Source organism: Dolichospermum sp. LEGE 00240 (genome assembly GCF_015207875.1).
Classification (GTDB): Bacteria; Cyanobacteriota; Cyanobacteriia; order Cyanobacteriales; family Nostocaceae; genus Dolichospermum; species Dolichospermum gracile.
In genome coordinates this window covers 115058-126833 of sequence record NZ_JADEVZ010000006.1, presented here as the reverse complement: position 1 = coordinate 126833, position 11776 = coordinate 115058, and the positions used below count along the sequence as shown (strand labels likewise).

Here is an 11776-nt window from a genome sequence, read left to right as displayed (position 1 = left end):
CCATGGCGTTCAACTTGAACGGTTTCAACTTCAACCAATCCATCATGGATTCTCAAGGTCGCGTCATCGCTACCTGGGCTGACGTAATCAACCGCGCTAACTTAGGTATGGAAGTAATGCACGAGCGCAACGCTCACAACTTCCCTCTAGACTTGGCTGCTAGTGAAGTTGCTCCTGTCGCTTTAAGCGCTCCTGCAATCAACGGTTAATAATTCAAGCTTTTTTAAAAGTTTAATTACAGAAACACCTCCCATACATGGGGGGTGTTTTTGTTTTGAATGAAACAATTTGACCCCTCAGTGTTTATTCAATGAACGTGAACTCTCTTTCTATTTCCCCACCAATGAACGCAAAGGCCGTCAAAATCATAACGATTACTAACATTTTGCTCTGTAAATTCAAATTCAGAGGCAACAGGGAATGTTGACACTCTCAGGTCTCAAGATACTGAGCTTTACGCTTACCAAGTAATCCGGTAAAATGGGAATATTCGTAATTAAAACCTTATGCCTAGTACAGCTAATTTTCTCGAATATACCCAATGGTCAGGTATTGCCACAATAGTTTTTGCAGTTCTGACAATCTTAGCTTTCATTCTTAAATGGGGCTTTCGCTTTCGATTGGTGGGTGCAACTGGCTTTATGCTGGTACTAACAGGGGGATTGTTTTCACTTTCCCTTGTTCCCCTGAGTCGCACAATTATTCCCGGTGCTGCCAAGTATACTCTAGTTTATGATAATGGTTCTAACCACACTGTAATTGCGATCGCCCCGGAAATTACTCCCACCGAATTAGAAGCTACTTTACGTCAAGCAGCTAGTAACCTTTATTCCTATGGTCGTTTAGGTACTGGTGGTGATAAGCAATTAATAGTCCGCGCCCGTACTATTATCCACCCAGAAATAGGTTTATCTATACCCGTGTACTTAGGTGAAGTAAAACGCACTTTGGTGCGTCCTGAAGACCCAGAAATGGCGGTGGAAGTTTATTTAGATAAGTTTGCTTCCTTACCAAAACCCACTGCTTCATAGGTGACAGGTGACAGGTTACAGGTGACAGGTTACAGGTTACAGGTTACAGGTTACAGGTGACAGGTTACAGGTTACAGGTTACAGGTTACAGGTGACAGGTTACAGGTTACAGGTGACAGGTGACAGGTGACAGGTGACAGGTTACAGGTTACAGGTTACAGGTTACAGGTGACAGGTTACAGGTTACAGGTTACAGGTTACAGGTGACAGGTTACAGGTGACAGGTTACAGGTTACAGATTACAGGTGCTACGCCACGGGGACAGGTTACGGGTTACAGGATAGTTAAGAGGGAATAGGAGAACAATGTTCTTCCTCCTGACTCCTGATTTGCACATTTTTTAGTCATCTATCATACAATAAAGATTATTTTAAAATTTGATTAAGAAATATCAATAGTTTTGGCAAAATAATGATCATGCCTAATCAACATTCTACTGAAACTTTGTCTGCTCAAACCTCTAGTTCATTTTTCAGGCTTTCTGTTGCCCCTGGCAAAGTAATTCGCGGTGCTGGGATATTGTCAACCGTTGCGGGTGAAGTCACTAATTTGGGAACTCGTCCTTTAATTATTGCTGGCAATCAGACTCTTAATCTGAGTCAAGAGAGTTTACAACCTCTTTGCCAATCTCCAGAATTACATCCTATTTTGGTTTCCTATGGTGCTGATTGTTGTGAAGCTAGTTTAAAAGCTTTACGCAAAGCTGCTAAGGAACATAAGGCTGATCTAATTATCGGGATTGGCGGTGGTAAAGCCTTGGATACGGCTAAATTAGTCGCCCACCAATTAACATTACCAGTTGCGACAATTCCCACTTCTGGGGCTACCTGTGCGGCTTGGACTGCCCTTGCTAATGTTTATTCAGAGACGGGGGCGTTTTTGTATGATGTGGCTTTGTCTCGCTGTCCTGATTTGCTAATTTTGGATTATAATTTGATCCAGACTGCACCTCAAAGCACATTAATAGCAGGAATTGGGGATGCGATCGCCAAATGGTATGAAGCCTCAGTGAGTAGTGGACATTTACAACAAACTTTGATTATTGCCGCAGTCCAACAAGCGCGAGTTTTACGCGATATTTTATTACAAAAGTCCGCTGCGGCTTTACAATCTCCTGGTAGCGAAGTTTGGCAAGAGGTTGTAGACGCAACTGTACTTTTAGCTGGGGTAATTGGGGGACTGGGTGGGGCGCAATGTCGCACAGTTGCTGCCCATGCAGTTCATAATGGCTTAACCCATATTTCTGGACATGAGAGTATTCACGGGGAAAAGGTCGCTTATGGTATCCTGGTACAACTGCGGTTAGAAGAAATGATCCAGGGAAATCAATTAGCAGCGTCAGCAAGACAACAATTGTTGAAGTTCTATGCAGAGATTGGACTACCCCAAAAATTAGCAGATTTGGGATTAGGTAATATTACTCTAGGTGAGTTACAAACAGCAGCGGAAATTAGTTTACAACCTAATTCTGATATCCACCGTTTACCGTTTAATGTAGCGTTGGAACATTTGATGGCTGCAATGGTTTCTACCACTGCACCAAATCAATTAAAAATTAAAAATGGGTAATTGGTAATTGGTAATTGGTAATTGGTAACGGGTAATTGGTAAAATTTTCATCTATTCCCTGTCACCTGTCACCTGTGACCTGTTCCCTCTTCCCTCTTCCCTATTTTGAGGTGAAAGAATGAGTTTAAGTTGGATGTCTCCCGCAGAACGGATACAAAAATTGCCGCCTTATGTGTTTGCTCGTTTGGATGAATTAAAGGCTAAGGCTAGAGAACAAGGGTTGGATTTAATTGATTTGGGTATGGGTAATCCTGATGGACCTACTCCCCAACCTGTGATAGACGCAGCCATAGCAGCTTTGCAAAATCCTGCTAATCACGGTTATCCCCCCTTTGAAGGGACGGCTAGTTTCCGTAGGGCGATTACTCAATGGTATCATCGCCGTTATGGGGTGACACTTAATCCTGATAGTGAGGCCTTACCTTTACTTGGTTCTAAGGAAGGTTTGGGACATTTAGCGATCGCCTATATTAATCCTGGTGATACTGTATTAGTACCTTCACCATCCTACCCTGTGCATTTTCGTGGTCCGATTATTGCTGGGGGAGTTATCCACAATTTAATTCTCAAGGAAGAAAATAACTGGTTAATTGATTTAGCGGCTATTCCTGACGAGGTAGCTAGAAAAGCCAAAATTCTCTATTTTAATTATCCCAGTAATCCTACCGCCGCTACCGCCCCCCGCGATTTCTTTGAGGAAATTGTGGCGTTTGCAAGGAAGTATGAAATCCTTTTAGTCCATGATTTATGTTATGCCGAATTAGCTTTTGATGGTTATCAACCCACTAGCTTATTAGAAATTCCTGGTGCTAAGGAGATTGGTGTCGAGTTTCACACACTCTCTAAAACCTATAATATGGCAGGTTGGCGCGTCGGTTTTGTGGTGGGAAATCCTCATGTGATCCAAGGTTTGCGGACTCTGAAAACCAATTTAGATTATGGCATTTTTTCGGCTTTGCAAACTGCGGCGGAAACTGCGCTGAATCTCCCTGATACTTATTTACATGAAGTGCAACAACGTTACCGCACTCGGCGAGATTTTTTAATTGATGGTTTGGGTAAGTTGGGGTGGAATATTCCCAAAACGGAAGCAACTATGTATTTGTGGATAAAATGCCCTGTGGGAATGAATTCTACAGATTTTGCTTTGAATGTTTTACAGCAAACTGGGGTGGTTTTGACTCCTGGTAATGCCTTTGGTGTGGGTGGTGAAGGCTATGTAAGAATTAGTTTAATTGCAGATTGCGATCGCTTGGGTGAAGCTTTACAAAGATTCAAGGAAGCGGGGATTTGCTATCAATCGGAAGTTTCTGTTTCTGCGGGATAATTAAGGTGAATACACAATCTCAAAAGAATTAAGATTATGACAATTCTGGAAAAGGTAGTATACTCCGCAAGAGAATAAACCGAGCCTTTGCGTAAAGGGCATATATGTATGTAAGAACGCAAGCTAATTTCTATCACCGATTTGGGTGTATTTAGTATTACCAAATATAGCTTCTGGATGACGATAATACTTAAATTCCATTAAGTTATAAAAAGGGTCTTCTAAGAAAAAAGTCCGATGTTCTAGAAGGGAATCGGTAAAGCGGTATTTAGGTTCTTCTCTAAATTTTAACTCTTTGTTATTTGCCCTTTCTAATAATTCTTGCCAATCTGCTTCTTGAGTAAAAATTAGTCCAAAGTGTCGAGGATAAATTGCTTTTTGAGGTGTGAGGATGTCTTTTGTTGTATGTGCTACCAATTGATGTCCATAAAGATTGAGAATCAAGGCATGGGGATTTTCACGTCCGGGAATACAGCCTAAACCGTCAACATAATAGGCTTTGGTTTCGGGGATATTGGTGACGGGGAAAGCGAGATGGAATATGGGTTGGTTCATAGTGGGGGTGAGTGAGAGACGTAATGATAGCGAAAATATAATTTAATACCTAATAAAAAGTGCTACTCAACCGACAATTCTATTCTCTATCAAAAACTCAAAAAGAGAGATAGAAAACTCTACCTCTCCTTTTAATTGATCAAATTACTATCAGCTAATTAGCTTTTAGTATCTGCTGGGTTTGTGAACAATGAAGCTAAGAACTTGACACTGTTTAATGTTGTCAAAACCAACAACACGGATGTAGCAGTTACCATACTGAGAACGGCAACCTTGAACTTCACCCAATACTTCTTGAGTAGATTTAGCGCCGAACAAAGGCAACTTCCACATTGTCCAGTAAAGTTCTGTAGGTTCAGAAGTTTCGTTAAATTCAATTGCGGGGATGTAGCCTTGGTTCAAAATGTATTGAACTTGCTTGGCGATTTGCGCGTCAGACAGAGGGGGAAGGTAAGAAAGAGTTTCGTAACGACGCTCTTTTGGTAAAGTTTGCATAGTTTTTGATAAGTGGGGGAGATTTTTTATTAGTTGGTTGACTGACTAATTAGATAAATTATCTAAATTAGGAATGGCTACGCCACGCAGGCTATCAGATATTGTCTGTCTTTGGTATTTCCAGGCTGGGACTTGATAAATTTAGTTGCGTAATGCGTTCGAGATGCTGGCGACGCTGTTCCATATTGGCTTGCTGAATGCCAGTTATGACCATTTCTGGTAAAAATTCTGTCACTTCTGCCGCTATATGTTCCCTGACAGTCATAATCCGTAATGCCAAATCTGACTTGACTAGAAACAGTTCCTCAATATAAGCTTCTCCGTCTTGGATTTTCCCAGCGGAAAAGTTTTGCAACCAATGTGCTAGAGGAGGATTTGTTTCGCCTAGCTGTGCCAATACAGTCCTCAGAGCCTGATAAGTCAGGTAGCTTTGGAGAGTTTTGGCTGTGTCTTTCGCAATTTGCTTTAAATCCATGCTTGACCCAACCCTCAATAAGTCAAAAGTCAAAAGTCAAAAGTTAAAATTCAGAAAATTTCTTGGCTTTTATCTTTCAACTTTTAACTTTTAACTCATCATCAGACGGTATCCATTGCTTCAAACTCGAACTTAATTTCTTTCCACAGTTCGCAAGCAACAGCCAACTCAGGAGACCACTTAGCAGCTTCGCGGATAATATCGTTACCTTCACGAGCCAAGTTACGACCTTCGTTACGAGCTTGAACAACTGCTTCTAGAGCTACGCGGTTAGCTGTAGCACCAGGAGCGTTACCCCAAGGATGTCCGAGTGTACCACCACCGAATTGGAGTACGGAGTCATCACCGAAGATTTCTACCAACGCGGGCATATGCCATACGTGGATACCACCGGAAGCAACTGCCATTACGCCGGGTAAAGAAGCCCAGTCTTGGGTAAAGTAGATACCACGAGACTTGTCTTGTTCGATGTAGTTTTCACGCAATAGGTCAACGAAGCCCATTGTGATTCCCCGTTCACCTTCTAATTTACCAACCACTGTACCGGTGTGGATGTGATCACCACCAGATAAGCGGAGGGCTTTAGCTAGTACGCGGAAGTGGATACCGTGATTTTTTTGACGGTCAATTACAGCGTGCATAGCACGGTGAATGTGCAACAGAATACCGTTGTCACGACACCAGCGAGCCAATGTGGTGTTAGCGGTGAAACCTGCGGTCAGGTAATCGTGCATGATGATGGGCTGTTTGAGTTCTTTCGCGTACTCAGCCCGTTTGATCATTTCTTCGCAGGTGGGAGCGGTAACGTTGAGGTAGTGACCTTTGATTTCGCCGGTTTCTGCTTGGGCTTTGTTGATAGCTTCAGCTACGAACAAGAAGCGATCGCGCCATCTTTGGAATGGTGCAGAGTTAATGTTTTCGTCGTCTTTGGTGAAGTCCAAACCACCACGTAAACATTCGTAAACTGCGCGTCCGTAGTTCTTAGCGGAAAGACCTAATTTGGGCTTGATTGTACAACCCAACAGAGGACGACCGTATTTGTTCAATTTGTCGCGCTCTACTTGGATACCGTGAGGAGGTCCTTGGAAAGTCTTGATGTAAGCTACAGGAAAACGAATGTCTTCCAAACGTAATGCCCGTAAAGCTTTAAAACCAAATACGTTACCGACGATGGAGGTGAGTACGTTGGTGATAGAACCTTCTTCAAACAAGTCCAAGGGATAAGCAACATAACAAATATATTGGTTATCTTCGCCGGGAACTGGTTCGATGTCGTAACAACGACCTTTGTAGCGATCTAGGTCGGTCAGCAAGTCTGTCCAAACTGTTGTCCAAGTACCTGTGGAGGACTCAGCAGCTACTGCCGCACCAGCTTCTTCGGGAGGAACTCCGGGTTGGGGTGTCATCCGGAAAGCTGCTAATAAATCTGTATCTTTAGGAGTGTAATCGGGAGTGTAATAAGTTAGTCTGTAATCTTTAACCCCAGCTTGGTACCCAGACTTAGCCTGAGTCTTAGTTTGCGCGTAAGACATATTTTTCTTCCAAGAAGTCTTTCTTTTTACTATCAAATCACGTTATGTGCCACTTCTTCTCATTCTTACTCTTAATTCATTCTTAATGAAATTATAAGTTTTGCTTATATTTAGGGGCGAGACTGATCTATGGTGGCGGTATTATTTCCGCAGAAATCAGGCTGCGGCAATTGCTACTGCAACAAGTTGTTTACCATGTTTCAGACGTACTATATGACGCTGTTATTTTTCGTCCCAGGAATACAAAATCTTTTCATCTTGAGTTTGCATACCCGACTAAATCGGCTTAATTAAGCTGTCTGGGGAATTTTGCCTGAAAGCTGCATTCCAGATGCAAGGCTGGCTTGCTGTCATTCTTTTTTTCCTGATGTCTTTACCTAAAGCCGGTAAGGATTGATCATGGGGCATTTTTCCTGAAGACAGATTCAGTCAGGGGATGAGCAAGGGAGAAGAAACTGCACATCACCGAATTTGTAGCTTACCCCACAATATATCAATAATTCAATAAGTTATTTTGCAAATTTTGTTAACTGATATATTTGAATTTGTGATTACAGAAAGATTTAACAGTTTATTAAGATTTGTGTACCAATGCCTGTGAATATGTTAACTTTTGTAAAAAAACCGGGGCAATAGGTTTTTACAGTAATATTCGGTAAGGGTAAAGCTCAGTGGCTTTAGCCTCTGAGAGTGTCAAAGCTTGTTGATGATCATCTAAGATGCTGAAATATTCAACAGCAATGTCCGCAAGAGCTTTACACACCCTACAGGCTTTTTCTGTAAACTCTGAAGATCCATTTTTCTGTATACTAAGGTTCAGAACTTTGTATAAATAACACTTAAAAAATCCTTAGTGTTACGTGATACTAAAGTTATATCTACAAATTGTGATCAGAGGAGAATAAGCTTGAACCAAGCGACGTTACACCAGTTGAAGGTATTCGAGGCTGCTGCCCGACATGGTAGTTTTACACGCGCTGCAGAAGAGTTGTTTTTGACTCAACCTACCATATCCATGCAAATCAAACAGTTGACGAAATCAGTAGGTTTGCCATTATTTGAGCAGGTAGGAAAGCGTTTATATTTGACGGAAGCGGGACGGGAATTATTTGCTACTTGTCGGCAAATTTTTGAGACTATGGATAAGTTTCAAATGACTATTGCGGATTTAAAGGGATTAAAACAAGGACAGTTAAGACTGGCGGTAATTACAACTGCTAAGTATATTATTCCCAGATTGTTGGGTCCTTTTTGTCAGCTTTATCCCGGGATTGATATTTCTCTGCAAGTGACAAATCATGAACTGATTTTAGATCGGATGATGGGTAATTTAGATGACTTGTATATTATGAGTCAAATTCCTGATCATTTTGATGTCAATTTCCAGCCATTTCTCGAAAACCCTTTGATAGTTCTTGCACCTGCGAATCATCCTTTAGCCCAGGAAAAAAATATTCCGATTGAACGTTTGGGAGAAGAACCCTTTATTATGCGAGAACCGGGTTCAGGAACTCGCAGTGCTGTCCAAAGTCTGTTTGAGGAACATGGAATCAAGGTGAAGGTGAAGTTGGAGTTGGGGAGTAATGAAGCGATTAAACAGGCGATCGCTGGTGGTCTAGGTATTTCCGTATTATCCCGTCATACTTTACTCACAGACATTGCGGAATTTAGCATTTTAGATGTGCAATATTTTCCAATTAAACGTACTTGGTATATGGTTTATCCCGCTGGTAAGCAGTTATCTATTATTGCTCATACTTATTACCAGTATCTTTTAGAGGCGGCGAAAAAAATTACTGAGCAAGGTGGTTTAATATTAGATCATACGGTAGAAACCAATCCTTAGATCAAGCTGGCACAAATACATAATCAGTTGGCTTGATTCTATGAGAGTGAGTAGTGTGGGGACAGGAGTGGTAAAATTGCTGCAGGTGAGATGCGATCGCTGCGGGAGAATGTCAAGTGCAGAAATTACCCAAAGCACAGGAGAAGATTGGTTAGGCGTATAACTAACTCTATCTACCGCCATTGGTGACAAGTTAAGGCTGTAAGTCTTTTGTCAAGAGGCTTTCGGATAATTATTGGAAAAAAATTGGTCAGTCCCTCTTTGAAGCTCAGGAAAAGGAGCGACAATTAATTTTATGTTTGGTTTTCGTTTCTGTTTAATAATACCTAAATCTCGATTTTGGAGGTCAGCAAAATACTTAACAGGATCTGTTGCCTTACCTTTTTGATGAGCCATAGCTACAGCATCACCTAAATCGACTAAAACCGCATAAAATATCCAAGTTGCCCAAATTTGTAATTTAATTCCATTAATTGAACCCGTCCATAAATAACTTAACCCCAAGAGTCTTTTTACTATATTAAAAGCATCTTCAATCCGTCAAGGTCGCCGATATAAATCCGCTACCACATTAAAGAGGTACATAATCGAATATTACAGCTAGAACTCAATTTTTGCAAAAAAGTGTTATAATCAACCTTCCGCAGATATTAAATATAGGCTCAACTCAGTTGCTATTGAAAGATTTTTGATTGACAAGATAGTAGAATAAGGTACAGACTAAGTGGTACAGAAGAGAGGAAGGGAAATTGGAAGAACTCAGGGCGGTATTGGAATTAGCCACCGAAGAGGAACTACAGGACTTGACAGCTATTCTGTTTAGTCGCAAGTTTAACCCCTTAGATTATGTTCACACACCCGAACCCATTGCAGTACAAAGCCAAGATCATCAAGCTTGGTTAGATACAATAGAAAATCGCTTTCGGTTTTTAGCAGCTGATGGTATCACTGTATTACGCGGACGTACTGATCAAGTAACTTACCGACAAGCCCTCATTCAAGTATGCAAATATTTGAAAATTCAGTATTATCAAGATTTAACAACAATTGATTTAGAAGCAGAAGTATTTTTGCACCTACTAGGAAAGGTTTGGAAAAAGTTGCCAAAAACAGATAAGCAACAACTAACTATTAATGTCCAAGGTCAATTATCGCAAACAAAATTTAAACAACCATTACCATTGTCATTGCAACGTGATCCTTTAGGATTAATATTTAAAGGTGGTAGTGCTTTGGCTGTAACTTCTGTCATCCAACCTTTTGTTCTGCAACAAATCGCCCATCAATTTGCGATTCATTTTGCTACCTATCAAGTGGCTAAAGAAGCAGCAATTACAGGGACAGGATTAGCTACTAAACAGTTTCAAAACTATGTGGCTTTACAAATGTCCCGTCGGGGTATGACCATGAGTGCAGCCCGTTATGGTGCAGTTCGTAGTGCATTTGCTTTGGTAGGTCCTGTGATGTGGGCTTGGTTTTTTGCTGATTTGGGTTGGAGAGCGATCGCCACAAATTATGGCAGAATTATTCCTACTGTCTTTACCCTCGCGCAAATTCGTCTTACCCGTACAGAATGTTGGGAAATAGCTTAAAGAAAACTTGTGATCATCCAAATCCCGGCTTACAAACCCCTTGGAATTGGCTGCAATTTGGACTAATATTTTGCCCCCTGAGTCCATTTTTGGGCGGTATTTCTATAGTTGTGGCATCATTGCTAACCTGGCGTAAACAATACCATATCATTAGCGATCGCCCAATTCACAAGGGATTTGCTCTTTTGAGTATCTTACTCCTAATTACCACCGGATTCGCCTCTGGTAAACTCGATGCTGTTTTGGGTTTATTCAACTTCATCCCCTTCTTCTTCTTTTTTACCGGACTCACTCCCCTGATTCAAACACCCGCCCAATTACGACAAATTGCTTGGATCATGGTGTTTGGATCTGTACCTGTTTTAATCATCGGTTTTGGACAATTATTCCTCGGTTGGAATTTCCAATTTCAGTTTTTATGGATTGTTTTTGATTGGATAGTTGCACCAGAAAAGTCATTATCAGGACGCATGACTGCTAATTTCATGCACCCTAATACTTTAGCTGCTTATTTAGTAACTATTTTTATTTTGGGTTTGGGTTTATGGCTAGAAAACTACCACAAATTAAAGCAAAAAAATCGCCTAATTATCTTTTTGACAATTGCTGTATGTGCTAACTTTATCGCCTTAATTTTAACCAATTCTCGTAATGGTTGGGGAATCACTATTTTTGCCTGTTTAGCTTATGCTTTATATAAAGGTTGGCGATTAATTGTTGCGGCCGTTTTCACCATTACCAGTTTTTGTTTTTTGGCAGCTTTTGCACCTTCACCTATTGCCCAGTTTTTCCGCCTTTTTGTTCCCTACGGTATTTGGGCGCGGTTAAATGATGATATGTTCCCTGATAGACCGGTGGGATTAATGCGAAAAACTCAATGGGAATTTGCCTGGAATCTCACTCAACAATATCCTTTAACTGGTTCAGGTTTACGCAGTTTCGGAGGACTTTATAAAACCCAAATGCAAATTGATGTCAACCATCCTCATAATCTATTTTTAATGCTGTCGGCGGAAACTGGGTTAATTACTACTTTGCTATTTTGTGGGTTACTAATTTGGATATTAATGACAGCCAGTCAAATTCTCTGGAAATCTAGATATATAGAACCAGAAAATCACCTAGTCTTCTTGAGTTATCTGATCACCTTTAGCGGATGGATACTATTTAATACTGTTGATGTTACTACTTTTGATATCCGGCTAAATACTCTCTCTTGGGTTTTCCTAGCTGCATTATCTGGAGTTATGTATCAATATCAATCATGTCATATACAGGAATTATAAATAATATTTGAAAAATTTGGGTCAGCATTCAGCCGGGGAATGGATTCCATTTTAAGGTAAAAGCGATA

At 40.9% G+C, this 11776-nt stretch carries 9 protein-coding genes and 3 pseudogenes; 7 read left to right on the top strand and 5 right to left on the bottom strand.

All coding sequences use genetic code 11. From position 1 onward, the window contains the following. From IQ226_RS03605 to IQ226_RS03590, 4 genes and pseudogenes are all read left to right on the top strand, one after another. Positions 1-209 (top strand): annotated as a pseudogene (locus IQ226_RS03605) (photosystem II q(b) protein); the annotation flags it as partial. Positions 210-506: 297 nt separating this feature from the next. Next, on the top strand, positions 507-1031 hold the full coding sequence (locus IQ226_RS03600; protein ID WP_193892223.1) for a Ycf51 family protein: 525 nt from the start codon (positions 507-509) through the stop codon (positions 1029-1031). Between the two features lie 417 nt (positions 1032-1448). Beyond that, positions 1449-2600 (top strand): iron-containing alcohol dehydrogenase family protein, encoded by a 1152-nt coding sequence (locus IQ226_RS03595; protein ID WP_193892220.1) that lies wholly within the window; start codon positions 1449-1451, stop codon positions 2598-2600. Positions 2601-2718: 118 nt separating this feature from the next. Further along, the gene (locus IQ226_RS03590; protein ID WP_193892217.1) at positions 2719-3927 is read left to right on the top strand and encodes an aspartate aminotransferase; all 1209 of its coding nucleotides are present in this window, start codon (positions 2719-2721) and stop codon (positions 3925-3927) included. A 123-nt stretch (positions 3928-4050) separates the two neighbouring features. On the opposite strand, the gene IQ226_RS03585 is transcribed toward IQ226_RS03590, so the two are convergent. From IQ226_RS03585 to IQ226_RS03570, 4 genes and pseudogenes are all read right to left on the bottom strand, one after another. Then, on the bottom strand, positions 4051-4482 hold the full coding sequence (locus IQ226_RS03585; RefSeq protein ID WP_193892214.1) for a VOC family protein: 432 nt from the start codon (positions 4480-4482) through the stop codon (positions 4051-4053). A 165-nt stretch (positions 4483-4647) separates the two neighbouring features. Next, on the bottom strand, positions 4648-4977 hold the full coding sequence (locus IQ226_RS03580; RefSeq protein ID WP_104389420.1) for a ribulose bisphosphate carboxylase small subunit: 330 nt from the start codon (positions 4975-4977) through the stop codon (positions 4648-4650). A 45-nt stretch (positions 4978-5022) separates the two neighbouring features. Next, positions 5023-5452 (bottom strand): annotated as a pseudogene (locus tag IQ226_RS03575) (chaperonin family protein RbcX). Between the two features lie 101 nt (positions 5453-5553). Next, positions 5554-6984 (bottom strand): form I ribulose bisphosphate carboxylase large subunit, encoded by a 1431-nt coding sequence (locus tag IQ226_RS03570; protein WP_193892208.1) that lies wholly within the window; start codon positions 6982-6984, stop codon positions 5554-5556. Positions 6985-7891: 907 nt separating this feature from the next. On the opposite strand from IQ226_RS03570, the gene IQ226_RS03565 reads away from it, so the two are divergent. Further along, positions 7892-8830 (top strand): LysR family transcriptional regulator, encoded by a 939-nt coding sequence (locus IQ226_RS03565; RefSeq protein WP_193892205.1) that lies wholly within the window; start codon positions 7892-7894, stop codon positions 8828-8830. Positions 8831-9043: 213 nt separating this feature from the next. Here the strand turns inward: IQ226_RS03565 and IQ226_RS03560 are convergent. After that, positions 9044-9400 (bottom strand): annotated as a pseudogene (locus IQ226_RS03560) (IS4 family transposase); the annotation flags it as partial. A 179-nt stretch (positions 9401-9579) separates the two neighbouring features. Here IQ226_RS03560 and IQ226_RS03555 point away from each other — a divergent pair. Both IQ226_RS03555 and IQ226_RS03550 read left to right on the top strand, forming a co-directional pair. Beyond that, on the top strand, positions 9580-10422 hold the full coding sequence (locus IQ226_RS03555) for a YaaW family protein (RefSeq protein ID WP_193892202.1): 843 nt from the start codon (positions 9580-9582) through the stop codon (positions 10420-10422). After that, a complete protein-coding gene (locus IQ226_RS03550; RefSeq protein WP_193892199.1) occupies positions 10404-11708 on the top strand; it encodes an O-antigen ligase in 1305 nt (434 codons plus the stop codon). The genes IQ226_RS03555 and IQ226_RS03550 overlap by 19 nt, the downstream gene beginning before the upstream one ends. The last annotated feature ends 68 nt before the right edge of the window (positions 11709-11776 follow it).

What these genes read in the sequence shown, in the direction of transcription:
- IQ226_RS03600 (WP_193892223.1), top strand. Translation starts at nt 507, where the DNA reads ATGCCTAGTACAGCTAATTTTCTCGAATATACCCAATGGTCAGGTATT.
- IQ226_RS03595 (WP_193892220.1), top strand. Translation starts at nt 1,449, where the DNA reads ATGCCTAATCAACATTCTACTGAAACTTTGTCTGCTCAAACCTCTAGT.
- IQ226_RS03590 (WP_193892217.1), top strand. Translation starts at nt 2,719, where the DNA reads ATGAGTTTAAGTTGGATGTCTCCCGCAGAACGGATACAAAAATTGCCG.
- IQ226_RS03585 (WP_193892214.1), bottom strand. Translation starts at nt 4,482, where the DNA reads ATGAACCAACCCATATTCCATCTCGCTTTCCCCGTCACCAATATCCCC.
- IQ226_RS03580 (WP_104389420.1), bottom strand. Translation starts at nt 4,977, where the DNA reads ATGCAAACTTTACCAAAAGAGCGTCGTTACGAAACTCTTTCTTACCTT.
- IQ226_RS03570 (WP_193892208.1), bottom strand. Translation starts at nt 6,984, where the DNA reads ATGTCTTACGCGCAAACTAAGACTCAGGCTAAGTCTGGGTACCAAGCT.
- IQ226_RS03550 (WP_193892199.1), top strand. Translation starts at nt 10,404, where the DNA reads ATGTTGGGAAATAGCTTAAAGAAAACTTGTGATCATCCAAATCCCGGC.